Below are 15,679 nucleotides of genomic sequence, written 5' to 3'. Positions count from 1 at the left end.
ACCCTGAAACCTCTCCTTGTCATGAAAACCATCTCCTCCCTCGTCTTCGCTGCCCTGTTCTCCGCGGCTTCATCCCATGCGGCCATCGTCTACAGCGGCCTGCGGGACATCCCGGTCACCACGACCTTCGACGGCGTCTATCTCGACGTCGATGCCGGCACCACCAGTGGCAGCGAGACCACCGGCTGGGACATCAATCCCTTCTTCGGCGGTGAAGGCGTGGCGAACAGCGCCGCCTTCCAGCCCGCCCGCACCACCATCGCACTCGATGCCCCGATCCTCAATCTCGCCCTCGGCTCCACGGTTGATGGCTCGCTGAATTTCCTGACCGGCTTTGGCGGGTCGGAAACGCATGTCGGCACGGGCCCGGGGCAGTTCACCTCCGGCGGCGAGGGCTACATCGGGTTCCAGTTCACTCCGAATGACAACAGCGGCACCTTCTACGGCTGGATGCGCGTCACCTTCGCCAACGACGGTTCGGCGGGCTTGATCCGGGACTGGGCCTACGAAACGAACGGCTCGGCGATCACCGTCGGCTCCGTGGTCGCGGTGCCGGAGCCCTCGGCCTTCGCCCTGCTCGGCGTTGGGTCGGTGGTGCTGTTCCGCCGCAGGCGGAAGTGATGATAGCTGGAAGACGGGACATTCTTGTCCCGTCTTCTTTCATGGAGTGCGGCGATTGTTCGCCGCGCTCCCCATCAATCGTCCAAATAATCCCGCAGCGCCTCGCGCAGCGTCGTTCGCGCGCGGAACAGCAGGCTCTTGATCGCCGGCACGGTCAGTTCCAATACCTTGGCGATCTCTTCATACGGCATCTGCTCGTAGCGGCGCAGGATCACCGCCACCCGCTGGGCTTCCGGCAGCGATTGGATGGCCTTGTCGACAGCGGCCTGGAGTTCGCCCTGCAGCAGCGCGGAATCCGGTTCGCGTTCGGTGGGGGCGGGGAGATGGAAATTCGCCGAGTCCTCGCGTTCCTCCACCGAGACTTCCTTGCGGCGTCCGCGGCGGCGGCTTTCGTTGAAAACCAGGTTGCGGGCGATGGTGAAGAGATAGGTCGTGAACTTCGCCTCGGGGCGGTAGCGCTTCGCGTGGCGCCACAGCCGCAGGAACACCTGCTGGGCGATGTCCTCGGCCTCGGCCGGATCCCCGAGCATCTTCGCCACCGTGCCCACCACCGCGTGTTGGTGGCGTTCCACGATCTGGCGGAAGGCCGCGTGATCCCCGTTGCCGGCACGCGCCATCAGTACCGCGTCGAGGGATTCCTCAGCGGGTAGGGATGGCGTGTCCGTGTCGGCCATGGCGATCTGCGGCAGTGTGGCGACTCCGGCGCTCAACATGATTGCGTGTGCAACCCGCGGCGCGCCGGAAAGTTGCGGATTAGGGCTCCAATGGTGAAGATTCCGCCCATTCTTGGACGGCGTCATCGAGAAAAACTTCATCCAGCGCGTCGCGGGCCCAGTCCTCGCGGGCGGCGAGCACTTTCAGCATCCGCCACGCCACCACCTGGGCGGCAGGGAGTTCCGCCCACACCGTTTCCACCAGGCAACGCCATTCCTGGCCCGCCAGCGATTTCGGGCGCTCCAGCGCCTCCAGGCAGGGTTCGGACACCAGCAGCGTGCGGTCGAGGTCCGGTTCAGCCCCCACCGGTGGCACTTCGTAGGCACGCAGCGGCACCCCGGCCGCGCCGGTCAGCTCGCATTTCGACTTCGCGCGCCGTGCCAGGTCCTTGCCCAGCGCCTGCAGGGCCGCGGCCCGGGCCTGATGGATCTCGTATCCTTTCGCCATGTGCGGGGGATGTTAGCGGATGTGGCGGCGGTGGGGAGTGATTTTTGAGTCCAACCATTCTCCTTGCGAAGTTGGGGGATCTGTTGTTAGGCTTGGGCACCTATGAAATTTCGTCCCCTCTGGTTGGCCCTGCCCGCCTGCGCCGTGATCGCCGCTTCCTGCAAGAAGGAAGAGCCCGCCGCCGCGAAGGATCAACCCGCCGCCGAGAAGGCGGCACCTGCCGCTGGCAAGGGAGCGGAGGCCGCTCCCGCCGCGAAACCCGCCGTCCCGGCCCTTTCCGCGGACGAGCGCGCCGCGAAGTTCGGCATCATCAAGCACCTGCCGAAGAACACCGAGAGCCTTCTCTCCGTCTATGACGGCATCAAGATGGCGGACCGCCTCAAGAAGACCAAACTCTGGACGGTCATCAAGGAGGAGTCCGACGGTGCCCTGGACAACCTGGACAAGCCCGCCGACGGCGAGGCGAAGGATGCCCCCTCCGGCCCGGGCGCGCTGCTCGGCCACGAGGTGTTCCTCGCCACCGGCAAGGGCACGTCCGACCAGCTCGGCCACCTCGTGACCGTCAGCCACCGGATGAACTATTTCCAAGGCAAGATGTTCGCCAAGATGCTCGTGGCCGCCGCCAAGGGCGAGGAGAAGGGCATGGAGGAGTCCTCCAAGCTCAGCGAGCAAACTTTCCTGGACCTTGCGAAGGATCCGCAGTCCGGCATGGCCTTGTTCGACAAGGTCCAGCTCCCGCCGGTTTACATCGGCTTCAAGACCGCCCAGGCCGACCGTGAACAGGTCGCCCAGATGGTGGCCTCCGTCGTCGAATACATGGGCATGGCCGAGGACATGGTCGAGCCGGTCGAGTTCACCTCCGCCGGTGCCACCTTCAAGGGCTACAAGTTGCTCGGTGAGAAGTTCTCCAAGCAGCTCGCCAAGGCCCGCGCGGACATGGAGAAGGACCTCGATCCCGAGACCGTGGACAAGATGCTCGCCGCCATCGCGAAGAAGAACATCGTGGGCGCCTCCGCGGTGGTGGGTGACTACGTGATCGCCTTCATCGGCGGTTCGACGGAGGATTGCCAGCTCGTCGCCGAGGCGAAGGACGGCCTCGCCGCCTCCAATGATATCTCCTATGTCGATGGCTACGCGGGCAAGGAACTCGCCGCGCTGACCTACAACACCAAGTCGCTCTCGGAGGTTGCCGGCCAGCTCAACACCGGCCTGTCCGATCTCACCAACGGCCTGCGCGACGGTCTCGCCGGTGCCGAGGGCCTGGGCGACACCCGCGACATCGAGGCGATGCTCCAGATCGTCGGCGAGCGTGAACAGGCGCTCCAGAAGCTGACCACCACCGACACCTCCGGCGTGGTGGCGTTCTTCGAGCAGGGCCTGAAGATCGAGACCTTCGGCGGCATCGACAAGGGCGTGATCGACTGGAAGACCCCGACCCGCCTCGGCGGTCTCGGCAGCTCGAACGAGGTGCTGTTCTTCGCGAACTTCGGCACGGACACGACCTACGACACCAAGGCCCGCGAATACGCCGAGTCCCTCGTGGAAACCAGCTACGCCGTGGCGAAAAAATTCTCGGACGCGCCGATCAAGACCGAGAACCCGGAGTTCAAGAAGTTCCAGGAAGGCATGAAGCTGTTCGACACCAAGTTCCGCACGGACACGGTGTCCCTCGTCGATGCCCTGCGTGGTGACCTTTCCGACGCCCTCGGCAACGAGTCCGCCATCGTAGTGGACCTGAAGGGCGGCGTGCCGACCGTTCCTGGCATTCCGCAGGAGGTCGCGGACAAGGGCAAGTTCGTCCGCGCCTCGTGGATCTCTCCGGTCGCCGACCGCAGCAAGATCGAGAGCTCCTGGAACAAGATCAACGGCTCCGCCACCAACATCCTCAAGACCATCAGCGAGATCAACGGGAAGGAGATCCCGATGCAGAAGCCGGTCAGCTCGGAGAAGGCCGGGTTCACCACCTGGTTCTTCTCGATGCCGTTCTTCAACGAGGAGTTCATGCCGTCCGTGACGGTCAGCGACAAGTGGTTCATCGCCTCCACTTCGAAGGTCCACGCCATCGAGCTCGGCCAGGCCGCCGACAAGGAGAGCACCCCGGGCACCGGTTTCACGATGACCTTCCGCTTCGATCCGCTCCGCAAGTTCAGCCTCGATTGGGTGAAGCTCGTCGATGAGAACTCCGCCAAGCTCTTCGCGGAGAACGAGGACGAGCTCAAGCAGTTCACCGAGAACAAGCCGAAGATCGAAAAGGCCATCAAGGCCCTTGAGGACTACGACTCGGTCTCGAGCTGGGTCCGCCGTGAGGACGGCCGCCTCCGCGGCACGGTCCACTTCAAGACCCACTGAGTTTCAATCACGGTCCCGCCGGAAAGGCGGTGACCTCGACCATGGCGGAGCCGTCCCCGGGGATGGCTCCGCTGTTTCATTTCACTCCCCATGGAAATCGTCCCGATCGGCACCGTGCGCTCCTGTTTCGGCGAAAAGTTCGCCGTTCCTCGTCAGCCCGGCTTGTGCCCCAGCGCGTGGGGCGAACTGGTCTTCCACGAGGATTTTCGGGATCCGTCCACGGTTCGCGGATTGGAGGGATTCTCCCATGTGTGGCTGGTCTTCGGCTTCCACGGGACCGCGGGACAGGGCTGGACTCCCACCGTGCGCCCGCCGCGGCTCGGAGGAAACAAGCGGGTGGGGGTGTTCGCCAGCCGCTCGACCTTCCGTCCGAATGGGCTCGGCTTGTCCTTGGTCCGGCTGGAGGCGGTTGAGCCTTCCACGGATGAGGGGCCGATCCTGCGGCTTGGAGGCTTGGACCTGATCGACGGCACGCCCATCTACGACATCAAGCCCTACCTGCCCTACGCGGAGGCCCTGCCGGACGCGGTCGGCGGGTTCGCGGCGGAGGCCCCTCCCATGCTGGAGGTGATCGTTTCGGCCGCTGCTTCAAAGGCGTTCGAGCGCCTCCCGGCCCGCGCCCAGGCCGTGCTCCGGGAGTGCTTGGCCCAAGACCCGCGTCCCGCCGTGCAAACCGCCAAGGAGGACCGGGTTTTCGGGGCGAAACTCTGTGGCCACGACGTGCAATTCCGCATCACCGGCGGGAGTTGTGAGATCGTTTCCCTTTCCCGCCTCAAATGATGGGAAACCGGGCAGGCCCGTCTTGCATGATTAACAAACCCTAAGTAATCTCCCGTCATGAAGGCGAATCTCCAGCGGTTGCCCCGGATTCTGCTCCTGGCCACGGCGGTCACGCTGGCGGGCTGTGGAGACAAGGAGAAGGCGAGCAAGCGGGATCTCTCCGACGCTGGGTACCAACTGACCGAGAACGATTGGTTCCGGGCCGCGGCCGACGACGATGCGGCCGCCTTGGAGAAGTTCCTCCGAGGGGGAATCGCCCTCGGGGCGAAGAATCCGGAGGGCAATACGGCCCTACATGTGGCGGCGGCGGCGGGTGCCCAGAAGGCCGCCAAGTTTCTCCTCGACCGGAAACTGGCCATCGACGAGCCCGGTGCCGGTGGCCGAACCCCGCTGATGGAGGCGATCCGGGCGGGGAAGGTGGACATGGTTCGCTGGCTGCTTCGCCAGGGAGCGAATCCCAAAGCCAAGGACGCCGAGGGTTACAAGCCGCTGATGCTGGCGGTGAAGGAGGGCCGTGCCGAAATGATCGGCGATCTCGCTGCCTCCGATCGCGACGACCTCGATGGCGCTTTGCTCGCCGCCGCCCTGCTCGGGAAGGCAGCCGTCATCGATGAACTCACCAAATACGGTGCTTCGGTCTATGCCCGCATGGACGATGGCCGCACCGCGCTGATGGTGGCGGCGGAAAACGGTCACGCCGAGGCGGCCAAGTTGCTCGTCGACATCGGATCGAACCGTTTCACCAAGGATCCGGAGGGGCACACCGCCGCGGATCTGGCTGCCGCCGCGGGCCATGCCGATCTTGCCAAGCAACTTTCCTCGGAGCCCGGCCAGCAGGATTTCGCCCTGAAGTCCGACGAGCAAATCGGCAAGGAGATGACCTCGTTCGTGGATGAAGCGGAGGCGGGCGATGCTCCGGTGGACGCTGGAACCGGCTCCTCTTCTCCCAAAGCCCGTCAGGGGCGTCCGCATGACCCGGCGGTTGCCATCGAAGGTCGCGCCCTCGGGGTTTCCAGCCCGGTGGGGGCTGCTCCAGCGACTTCCCCGGCCACCGGTCCGGTGGGTCTGGTGATGCGCCATTTCCGCCAGCGGGAACTCCCGATCGAGGTCCAGCATGTCGAGGGGACCACCGCCCGGCTCCAGGTGCGCGGTGGCGGGGCGCGTGAAATCAAGGTGTCGGAAGGGGAGGTGATTCCCGGCTCCCGCCTCAAGGTGATCCGCGTCCAGCGCCGCTATGAAAGCGTGAAGGACAGCGCCGCGAAGCCCGCCGAGGTCTCCATCGTGGAGGTCGAGGACACCGCCAGCGGGGTTCGGCGGAATCTGATCGCCGGGACGCCTTCCAGCGCTCATGATCCGGTCGCGCTCGTCGAGGACGCGGCCACCGGCCAACGCTACCTCGCTTCCCCCGGCCAGCGCTTCACCGGTGCGGACGGCAGCCACTACACGGTCGCCGACGTCCGGCCGAACCAGATCGTCATCGAGAACAAGGAAACCGGCGCGGTGCAGACCCTGCCGCTCCGTGGCCCGCGCGGCTGAAACGATTTTCATCCATGGAACCACCCGTCATTGTTGAACCCGGCTCCCCTGTCCGGCAGTTCGCCGTCATGCTGCCGAACCGCGCCGGAGCTCTGGCCGCGCTTGTGAAACTGCTCCGCACGTCCGCCATCGAGGTCCTCGGCCTCAGCGTCCAGGACTCGCGGGATGCCACCATCGCCCGTCTGATTCTCAGCGATCCGGACACCGCCGAACACATCTTCATCGAGAAGGGGATCCCGCACACCACCTGCGAGGTCATCGTCGTCGCCCTGCGTGAATCCGGTCCGGGGTTGCTCCAGTGTCTGGACCACCTGATGGGCGCGGAGACGAACATCGACTTCGCCTATTCGCTCATGCCCGGCCCGGAGGGGCGTTCCATGCTGGCCATGCACGTGGAGGACTACGAATTCGCCGTCACCGTGCTCCAGACCAGCGGCTTCAAGCTGATGTATCAGGAGGATCTGAGCCGGTAACTGGTTCCGGGCTCCCATGGCGCGGCGTTTATTCCGCCGCGCCTTCCATGCTCTTCTTCGCGCGCAGTTTGGCGCGGATCACCTCGATCACCATCGGTAGCAGCGAGATGGCGATGATCATGATGACCACGGATTCGAAGTGGGCTTTGACCCATTCGTATCCCCCGAGGAACCATCCCAGGGGGACGAGCAGCCCCACCCACAGCAGCGAGCCGCAGAAGCTGAACGAGATGAACTTGCGGAACGGCATTGTGCCGCTGCCCGCCACGAACGGGGCGAAGGTGCGGACGATCGGCACGAAGCGGGCCATAATCAGGGTCTTGGCACCGTAGGTTTCGTAAAACCGGTGGGTCTTCTCCAGATAGGCCGGCTTGACGACTTTCGGAAACCGGCGGGTGAGCCATTTGCCGAGTGTACGACCGATCCAGTAGTTGGTGGTGTCGCCGATGGCCGCCGCCGCCAGCAGGGTGATCGCGGCGATCCAGACGTTCAGGCCGGAGGCCGGGTTGGCGGAGATTGCGCCGATGGCGAAGAGCAGCGAGTCCCCGGGCAGGAAGGGGGTTACCACAAGCCCCGTTTCACAGAACACGATCAGGAACAGCAGCCCGTAGACCAGCGAACCGTGGTCGCGGGTGAAATCGTTCAGGTGATCCTGCAGGTGCAGGAAAAGATCGAGGATTTCCTTCATGGTGGGGAGAGGGTCAGGACTGGCTGGAATCGGTCTCCGGGCGGGGATCGCGGGTCAGCAGCTCGTGCATGGCCCGGGCGGCCGGTTTGTTTTCGTAGAGGATGCCGTGGACGGCGTCGATGATCGGGGTGCGGACACCGGCCTTGCGGGCCGCGTCGTGGATCGAAAGCGTGTTAGGCACGCCTTCCGCCACCATCCCCAGCGAGTTGACGGCTTCTTCCAGCGTCTTGCCCTGGCCGAGGGCGAAGCCCACACGGTGATTCCGCGAGTGCTCGGAGAAACAGGTCACGATCAAGTCACCCATCCCGGACAGTCCCGCGAAGGTTTCGATCTGGCCGCCGAGCGCCACGCCGAGGCGGGTCATTTCGGCCAGTGCACGGGTGACCAGCGCCGCCACGGCGTTGTCGCCCACTCCCAATCCGTGGGCGATCCCTGCGGCGATGGCGAAGACGTTCTTTACCGCTCCTCCCAGCTCCATGCCGGCGACGTCATCGCTGGTGTAGGAGCGGAAATGCGGTAGGGTGAAGAGCTCCTGAAGGCGAATGGCCAAGGCGGCATCATTCGAACCGATCACGGCGCAGGTGGCCAGCCGGTGGGCGATCTCCTCGGCGTGGTTCGGGCCGGAAAGAGCGGCGATGGGATTGCCCGGAAACACGTCGCGCAGGATTTGGCTCATGCGCTCGCCGGTGGCTTTTTCGATGCCCTTGGCGCAGGACAGCAGCACGGCGGAGGAGGGGAGTCCGAGCTTCGCCAAGTCCACTGCGATACCGCGGGTGGCCGAGGTCGGCACGGCGAAGACCACCAGCGGATGCTCCACCGCGGTAGCGAGGGTGGTGGTGGCGCGGATGTTGTCCGCGAGCGTCACGTCCTTGAGGTAATGCGGATTCCGGTGCCCGGTCGTGATCGTCTCCGCGGTGGCGGGATCGCGGCTGATGATCACCACCTCACGCAGCTTCGGAGCGAGCAGGGTGGCAAGGGCGGTGCCGAAGGAGCCGGAGCCGAGGATGGCGGCGGAAGTCATGGCGGACATGAAATCGGGATCAGGCGTTGGTCTGCTTCGACTTCGGCTGGAAACGGTTTTCCGTGCCCTTCATCAGGCGATGGATGTTCGCCCGGTGTTTCCAGATCGCCAGCACGGCGATCACCACGGAGAACGCGAACAACGGCTTGTTCCAGTTGCCGTTCGCCAGCTTGCCGTGATAGGCGGAGCCTCCGATCGTGAGGATCGGCAGGAACGCGGCGGCTCCGATGCTGGCCACCGAGACGTAGCGGGTGGTCTTGAACAGGATGAACCACACCACGATCAGGATCACCACCGCGGCGGGCATCAACGCGATCAGCACCCCGGCCGAGGTGGCGATGCCCTTGCCGCCCTTGAAGCCAACCCACGGCGAGTAGTTGTGGCCGAGGATGGCGCACAGCCCGGTCACCACTTGGAACAACTGGGCCTTCCATTGGAGATCGGAGGGGAGCTCCAGCGCTTGGGAAAGCAGCGGTTTGATCGTCATCGCCTCGGACGCCCCGGTGTAGCGGATCAGGGTGAGGCCCAACATGGTCGGGATCAGGCCCTTGAGCGCGTCGAGGAACAGGCAGGTGATGCCGTATTTCTTGCCCACCACCCGCAGCACGTTGGTGGCACCGATGTTGCCGGAGCCGTGCTGGCGGATGTCGATGCCCTTCGCCTTCGCGATGAGCAGGCCGAAGGGCACGGAACCGAGGAGAAAGGCGATGAGCGGGCAGAGCCAGAGTTGCATCGGCGCCTTGGGTAATGGAAACCCGCCCCGCTGTCACCCCCATTAGCTGGCCTCCCCGGGAACGAAAAAGGCACGGGCCGCGCGGCCCGTGCCTTTTGGAATGCCTGCGCCGCTCGGGGGCTTATTCCGCCTTTGCGGATTCGATCACCACGTCCTCCACCGGTACATCCTGGGCCGGGATCCGCATCGCCTGGCCGGTAACCGGATGCTTCATCGAGATGTCGGCGGTGTGGGTCGGCACGGCCTTGATCTTGTCGACCACGTCCATGCCCTCCACGACCTTGCCGAAGACCGCGTAGCCGCCATTGGTCGGGTAATCGAGATCCGGATTGTCCTTCACGTTCACGAAGAACTGGCTGGTCGCGCTGTCGACGTCATTGGTGCGGGCCATGGCGATGGTGCCGCGCAGGTTTTTCAGGCCGTTTTGGCCCTCGTTCTTGATCGGCTTGTCGACGGCCTTTTCCAAGAGCCGGCCGGACTGCTGGGAGAAGCCGCCGCCTTGGATCATGAAGGTGGGGATCACGCGGTGGAAGACGGTGCCGTCGTAATGCTTCTTGTTCACGTAGCTCAGGAAGTTCTCCACCGTGATCGGGGCCTTTTCGCGGTTCAGTTCCACCACGAACTCGCCCTTGTTGGTCTTGAAGCGCACTTTTTCCACCTTCGCGGGGGCTTGCGGCTTGGCCTCGGCGGCTGGTTTGTCCTTGGCTTCCTCGGCGAACGAGCAAAGCGGAAGCAGGGCGAGCGCGAAAATGGCGGAACGTCGTTTCATCGTCTACATCCCTAGGTCAAACCCGCCGCCCGCGCAAGAGACCCTCATGCGGAAAATCATCCACATCGACATGGACTGCTTCTACGCCGCCATTGAGGTCCGGGAGAACCCGGCCTTGCGCGGTCGGCCGGTCGCGGTCGGGGGGAGCCGCCGCCGCGGGGTCCTCACCACCGCGAACTATGAGGCCCGGAAATTCGGCTGCCGCTCCGCCATGCCGGTGTTCAAGGCGCTGGAGCTCTGCCCCCAACTCGTGCTGGTGCCGGTCCGGTTCGACCTCTACCGGGCGGAAAGCGCCCGCATCCGCGCCATCTTCGGTCGTTTCACCGATGCCATCGAGCCGCTGTCGCTCGACGAGGCCTACCTCGACGTCTCCCACCTCCAGAGCGGCGGCGCGGCCATCGCCCGCGAAATCCGCGCCCAGATCCGCGAGGAAACCGGCCTCACCGCCTCCGCCGGGATCGGGCCGAACAAGATGGTCTCGAAGATCGCCAGCGATTGGAACAAGCCGGACGGCCAGTTCGAGGTGACGCCGGAAGAGGTCGATGCCTTCGTCGCAGCCCTGCCGGTTGGGCGGCTGTGGGGCGTGGGCAAGCGCGGCCGGGAAGAGCTGGCGGTGCTGGGCGTGGAAACCTGCGCCGACCTTCGGAAATTCGACCGTATCGAACTCGCCCGCCGGTTCGGCAAGTGGGGGCTGGAACTCTGGAACCTCTGCCGCGGCATCGACGACCGCGTGGTGCAGCCCGACCGCACCCGCAAGTCACTCGGTTCCGAGGAAACCTTCTCCGAGAACGTGCTCACCGCCCAGGCGGCGATTCCGCCGATGCGCGCGCTGCTCGAGGGGCTGAAGGAGGATCTCGCCCGCCACCACTCCGACCGGGTGGTGAAGAGCCTGGTGGTGAAACTGAAGTTCTCCGACTTCACCCGCACCACCGCCGAACGGGCTCATCCCCGGATCGACGAGGAGATCTTCGAGGAACTCCTCGCCGAGGCTTGGAAGCGGGGAGAGGGAAAGCCGGTTCGCCTGATCGGCGTCGCCCTCCGTTTCGAAGACCCGGACGCCACCGCCCAGATGGAGTTCTTCGGCGACTCTTCCGTTTAGAATTTTAGATTTAGGATTTTGAATTTCGTCCCGCAGGGCCGCTTCACGTGCTGCGGCTGTCGGCGTCCGGTTTGTGGAGCTTCGGCGGCTCGGGCTTCTTGTCCGGGATGATCTTCTCGACGTTCTCCACCGGGATCCAACCGTGGGTCTTGGTCGCGAAGCTCACGTAGAGCCAGTTTCCGCGATCCTTGACGATCTCACAGAGCGAGCCGGCGGGCGCGTCGATGATTTCCGACGAGGTCCGGGAGGCCTCGGAATGCAGGGTGGCCTTTTCGCCCACCACCACGGCCTGTCTTTCGACCGGCGCGAAGCGCGAGTCGTCCGGGTAGTAGTGCCATCCCAGTGCGCCGACCGCCGCCACCATCGGACCGAAAATCAGGGCCGCCACCGCGGGTACACGGGCCTTCGAGCCTGTCCGGGTGGCCAGGCACACCAGCAGGCCGAGCACGACCATCCACGCGCCGGTCCAGAGCGTGTTCCGCCAGGATTCGAGGCGGATTTTGGCCAGCGCGTACTGGTATTCCTTCCACTTCACGGTCACGGCTCCGTTCTTTCGCTCGATGAAGCGCAGGTTTTGCAGCGCTTCGGCGTGGGAAGAGTCCTTCTGGAGCGCCCGCCGGTAGTAGAGCGCGGCGTGGCCCGGGGCACCGAGCCGGTAGCAGGCATTGCCGATGTTGTAGAGGGTGTCGGCGGAAAGGCGGTCGAAAGGACCGGCGTCCAGCCACGTTTGGATCGCCTTCTCATACTCGGCGGAGTCGTAGGCGGAGACGGCGTTCGATTGGAGCTGCTGGTCCCCGGCGGCTTCCGAGCGGACGGGAAGGCCCATCCATGCCACGGCCAGCCACACCCAGGTCGCTTTCCGCAGCACCTTCAGGATCTCGCTGCGGCGGGAGCGATCGGTCTTGGCATCGCTGCCACGGGATTCCGCCCGGTAGCAGGTGGCATCGCGTTCCTCCAGGATCGCGTGCAGGGCCGGATTCTGGGTGGAGGCCTTGCCGAGCCACTGCTCGATGAAACGGCCCGCCAAGCGCAAGAATGCCGGGTGGTCGTTGGCCGGGGCGCGTTCGAGATCGCGAAGCGCCTGGCGGCGGGCCAGTTCGGCGGGATCCTTGCGCACCTTTGGCGCGATTCGCATCCAGAATGCCTTGATCATCAGGAGAAGGGCAGCCAGTCCGGCCACCGCATGGCCGGTCCAGGGCGGAAGCACGGTGGTGCCGGGCACTAGCACCTGCGCCGGTTGGAGCAGACCGAGGATGTCATTCATCTTCTCCACCGGCATGTCCAAGGCGGGCGGGGGAGCGAGCGCGGCCGCGGCGGGCGCTTTTTCCTTCAGCGAGGGCAGCAGCTTCAGCGGGATCGGCGGCGTTTCGATGGTCTTGTACTGTTCCAGTGCCGGATCGAAATAGACCAGTTGGAAGGCTGGCACCGCCGCCTTGTCGCCGAGCGGGCGCATGAACTGGCTGAAGGTGATGGTGCCGCTTTCCTGTCGGCGCTCGTCGCCACGCTGTCCGGCGGCCGCCTCGTAGATCTTCCAACCCTGGGAATCCTTCGGCTTCGGGGCCGCCATGCCGTCGAGATTGCCCCGGCCGCTCACCGTGACGTCCACCGAAAGCGGGTCGCCCTCGCGGAGTTCGGTTTGGGTGGTGCGGGAGGTCATGGTGAAGGAGCCGACCGCATTGGCGAAGCCATCCGGTGCGCCGGGCGGGAGTTTCTTGGCCTGGAGGTCGGATTTCGGGATCGCGAGGAAGACCTCGGTGTGGTCCCAGCGGCCGAAGAGGCCGGTTTCCTGGATGATGAGCCGGAGATTGGCCGGGCCGATGCTGACAGTGCCCGAGCGGGTGGCCGTCATCGAACTCGGATAGGAAATGGATTTGTAGGCGCGTCCGAGGACATTGATGTCACCGGCCATGTCGTTCGGCTCGAAGCGCCAGCACGCCACCCCGTCGCGTTCGAACTCGGGAATCCCCCAGTCCGCCACCGCTAGGTCGCGCGGCACGTAGAGCTTGATCTCCACCGGCACCGTTTCGCCTTCGTAGGGATTGCTTTTCAGCGGATGAAACGAGGCCGAGTAGCGGAACTTCTGCTGGCTCACCGTGGCTTCCGCCCACTTCAGGTCGTCCGGATTGAAGACCTCGAACTCGAGCGGCTGGGTGGTGACCGGGTTCCCGTTGAGCTGGAAGGTGACGGCCGGGATGACGTGGTGCCCCACCGCATAGGAAGACACCGAGTATTGGAAGACGTAGGCCATGCGGCGACCTGGCACCATTCGCTGTCCCGATCCCGCGGCTTCGATTTTGACGTCCGGCACCGTCGCGACCGCGGGTTTCGATTCGATGCGGGGCATTCCGTTCAAGATCGCGATCTCGAAAACGGCTGTCTCTCCGCGGGCGAGGAAACGGCTCGACATGGTGGCCTGCACCGCCGCTTGGGCGGCTGCCACCGACGTCAGGATCGCCAGCACCCCGAGGGCGCGTCCGGCGGTGCGGATGAAATCTGGAATCATCATGTCACCAGTCTTTTTCGGGAATTTGAAACTCTCTGCGGCCGGGAGCGAGCGGACCTTTCTGCATGTCCTCGTTCTCCTCCAGCAGGCGCTTGGCGCGCTCCTGTGGGGTCTCGCCCGGGCGATCCTTCTTGTCGCCCTTGCCTTTGCCCTTGTCCTGCTCCTTGTCGCCGTTCGGACCTTTGTCCTTCTGGTCCTTGTCGCCGTTCGGGCCCTTGTCGTCCTTTTCGCCGCCTTGGCCGTTTTCGTTCGGCTGGCCCTTGCCTTCGCCCTCGCCTTCCTGCTCCTGCGGCTGGCCTTGTCCCTGCCCTTGATCCTGGGGGATCTGCTGTTGGGATTCCTCGGACTGCTCCTTGAGCAGTTCCTCCAGCCGTTCCAGATAGCGCACCGTCAGGGCGCGGTTCTGGGAGGCATCCTTGTCGCCGGGGGACAACTTGAGCGCGGAGTTGAAATGGCGGACGGCGTCGGTCCAGTTGACGATCAGCGCGTTGAAGAACGTGAAGCTTTCGGTTTCGCCACCATCGGGCACTTCCTTCTCCGCCAGCTCTTTGAGCTTCGCTTTCACCAGGTCGTCGAAGGCCTTGGTGTCCTCCGGAGCCGGGTCCGGATAGGATTCGCCGCTGCCCAGCGATTGCCAACCGAGGTGGAAAAGAGAGGCTCCGGCTCCGAGGTGGGCGTTCCGTTCGACCGCCTTGTTGTCGGACATCAGCGCGCGGCTGTAAGCCTCCGCCGCCTTGCGGTATTCGCCCGCCTTGTAGGAAGCCTCCGCCTCGCCGAGGCGGTAGCGGGACGCGTCTTCCTCCCGCTTCGAGCCTTCCGCCAGATCGTGGAAATGCTGCCGGGCTTCATCGAAATGCCCGCCGGCGAGCGAGGCCGTCGCGTCCTGCGGGGTGGCGGCCCCGGAAGTCGAGATAGTGCCGGCCATGGTGGCGGCCACCGCCGTGCGTGCGGCGATCGGACGCCAGCGGGTGGCGGTCAGGATGGAGATGATCAGGGAGACGATCGCGATCCCGAGGGGCCATTGATAGAACTCGATCACGACCTTCTTTTCACGGCCTTGGAGCTCGAACTGGTCGATGCCCGCCAGCGCCGTTTCCGCCAAGGCGGGGATGTCCACGCCGGAGCCTGCGACGACGAAGCGGCCTTTCGTGCCGTCCGCAATCTGCTTGAGGATCTCGGGGTGCATCTGGCTCAGGACCGTGCGACCGCCGCGGTCGCGGAACTTGTCGTCGGGCATGCCGGTCTGTGGCACGTAGGCGCCGTTTTCGGTACCCACCCCCACGGTGAAGATGTAGACGCCCGCCTTCTCGGCTTCGGCCAGCACCGCGTCGAGCGAACCGTCGTGTTTCTCGCCATCGCTGATGAACACCAGCGCGTTGTTCTGCACGCCGGTTTTCTTGAGCGTTTCGATGGAAAACTTCAGTGCTCCCACCACGTCCGATCCGCCGGTGGGAATCCACGTTTCATCGAGTTGCTCCACCGTTTCCTTCACTGCGCCGTGGTCCACGGTGAGCGGGGCGAAGAGGTAGGGCTTGCCCGCGAAGCCGACGAGGCCCATTCGGTCGTTCGGCATCGCCTCCATCATCTCGTAGATGATCGCCTTGCCCTGCGAGAGGCGGTCCGGCTTCACGTCCGTGACCCGCATGCTGCGGGAGAGGTCCAGCGCAAAGAGGATGTTCCGGCCCTTCACCGTCTCGGACTTCGTGCCGGCATCCCCGCGTGGCTGGGCCAGCGAGACAACCAGGAGGGCGAGCGCCACCAGCAGGAACAGCAGCGACAGCCAGCGGCCGAAAACCGCCGTCTTCCGCAGCAAGGCGGGGCGCAGCCGGTTCGCCACGAACGCCTGCCAGCGTTGGCTCCGCAGCCGTGCGGTCAGCAGCGCCACGATCCCGAGCACCGGGATCAATGCGAGCAGGAACAGCCATTGGGGGTGGGCGAGGCTCATG

At 65.0% G+C, this 15,679-nt stretch carries 14 protein-coding genes; 6 read left to right on the top strand and 8 right to left on the bottom strand.

Annotated elements, in window-relative coordinates; all coding sequences use genetic code 11:
• The first annotated feature begins 21 nt into the window (after nt 1–21).
• The gene (locus tag llg_RS22510; RefSeq protein ID WP_338287335.1) at nt 22–621 is read left to right on the top strand and encodes a PEP-CTERM sorting domain-containing protein; all 600 of its coding nucleotides are present in this window, start codon (nt 22–24) and stop codon (nt 619–621) included.
• A gap of 74 nt (nt 622–695) precedes the next feature.
• Here the strand turns inward: llg_RS22510 and llg_RS22505 are convergent, their stop codons facing one another.
• Nucleotides 696–1,334: a sigma-70 family RNA polymerase sigma factor gene (locus tag llg_RS22505; RefSeq protein WP_338287334.1), complete on the bottom strand. Its 639-nt coding sequence runs from the start codon at nt 1,332–1,334 to the stop codon at nt 696–698.
• 40 nt (nt 1,335–1,374) lie between these two features.
• A complete protein-coding gene (locus llg_RS22500; RefSeq protein WP_338287333.1) occupies nt 1,375–1,782 on the bottom strand; it encodes a hypothetical protein in 408 nt (135 codons plus the stop codon).
• 102 nt (nt 1,783–1,884) lie between these two features.
• Between llg_RS22500 and llg_RS22495 the strand changes: the two genes are divergently transcribed.
• The 4 genes from llg_RS22495 to llg_RS22480 all read left to right on the top strand — a co-directional run bounded on the left by llg_RS22495 (nt 1,885) and on the right by llg_RS22480 (nt 6,920).
• The gene (locus tag llg_RS22495) at nt 1,885–4,131 is read left to right on the top strand and encodes a hypothetical protein (protein WP_338287331.1); all 2,247 of its coding nucleotides are present in this window, start codon (nt 1,885–1,887) and stop codon (nt 4,129–4,131) included.
• Between the two features lie 90 nt (nt 4,132–4,221).
• Nucleotides 4,222–4,911 (top strand): tRNA (N6-threonylcarbamoyladenosine(37)-N6)-methyltransferase TrmO, encoded by a 690-nt coding sequence (gene tsaA, locus llg_RS22490; RefSeq protein WP_338287329.1) that lies wholly within the window; start codon nt 4,222–4,224, stop codon nt 4,909–4,911.
• Between the two features lie 57 nt (nt 4,912–4,968).
• Complete coding sequence (locus llg_RS22485) at nt 4,969–6,447, top strand: ankyrin repeat domain-containing protein (RefSeq protein ID WP_338287328.1); 1,479 nt, start codon at nt 4,969–4,971, stop codon at nt 6,445–6,447.
• A gap of 14 nt (nt 6,448–6,461) precedes the next feature.
• On the top strand, nt 6,462–6,920 hold the full coding sequence (locus llg_RS22480; protein ID WP_338287327.1) for a hypothetical protein: 459 nt from the start codon (nt 6,462–6,464) through the stop codon (nt 6,918–6,920).
• Between the two features lie 28 nt (nt 6,921–6,948).
• Here the strand turns inward: llg_RS22480 and llg_RS22475 are convergent, their stop codons facing one another.
• The 4 genes from llg_RS22475 to llg_RS22460 all read right to left on the bottom strand — a co-directional run bounded on the left by llg_RS22475 (nt 6,949) and on the right by llg_RS22460 (nt 10,131).
• A complete protein-coding gene (locus llg_RS22475) occupies nt 6,949–7,608 on the bottom strand; it encodes a VTT domain-containing protein (RefSeq protein WP_338287326.1) in 660 nt (219 codons plus the stop codon).
• 13 nt (nt 7,609–7,621) lie between these two features.
• The gene (locus tag llg_RS22470) at nt 7,622–8,638 is read right to left on the bottom strand and encodes an NAD(P)H-dependent glycerol-3-phosphate dehydrogenase (protein WP_338287325.1); all 1,017 of its coding nucleotides are present in this window, start codon (nt 8,636–8,638) and stop codon (nt 7,622–7,624) included.
• A gap of 10 nt (nt 8,639–8,648) precedes the next feature.
• Nucleotides 8,649–9,362: a glycerol-3-phosphate 1-O-acyltransferase PlsY gene (plsY, locus tag llg_RS22465; RefSeq protein ID WP_338287324.1), complete on the bottom strand. Its 714-nt coding sequence runs from the start codon at nt 9,360–9,362 to the stop codon at nt 8,649–8,651.
• Nucleotides 9,363–9,483: 121 nt separating this feature from the next.
• Entirely contained in the window at nt 9,484–10,131 is a 648-nt protein-coding gene (locus llg_RS22460; RefSeq protein ID WP_338287323.1) for a peptidylprolyl isomerase, read from the bottom strand.
• A gap of 46 nt (nt 10,132–10,177) precedes the next feature.
• Between llg_RS22460 and dinB the strand changes: the two genes are divergently transcribed.
• A complete protein-coding gene (gene dinB, locus llg_RS22455) occupies nt 10,178–11,230 on the top strand; it encodes a DNA polymerase IV (protein ID WP_338287322.1) in 1,053 nt (350 codons plus the stop codon).
• Between the two features lie 43 nt (nt 11,231–11,273).
• On the opposite strand, the gene llg_RS22450 is transcribed toward dinB, so the two are convergent.
• On the bottom strand, nt 11,274–13,736 hold the full coding sequence (locus llg_RS22450; protein WP_338287321.1) for a tetratricopeptide repeat protein: 2,463 nt from the start codon (nt 13,734–13,736) through the stop codon (nt 11,274–11,276).
• 1 nt (nt 13,737) lies between these two features.
• Nucleotides 13,738–15,678 (bottom strand): VWA domain-containing protein, encoded by a 1,941-nt coding sequence (locus llg_RS22445; RefSeq protein WP_338287320.1) that lies wholly within the window; start codon nt 15,676–15,678, stop codon nt 13,738–13,740.
• Nucleotide 15,679: the final 1 nt, after the last annotated feature.

This window comes from Luteolibacter sp. LG18 (assembly GCF_036322585.1).
Classification (GTDB): domain Bacteria; phylum Verrucomicrobiota; class Verrucomicrobiia; order Verrucomicrobiales; family Akkermansiaceae; genus Luteolibacter.
Note: the sequence above shows the minus strand (reverse complement) of the source record. Positions and strands in the feature narration are given on the sequence as shown.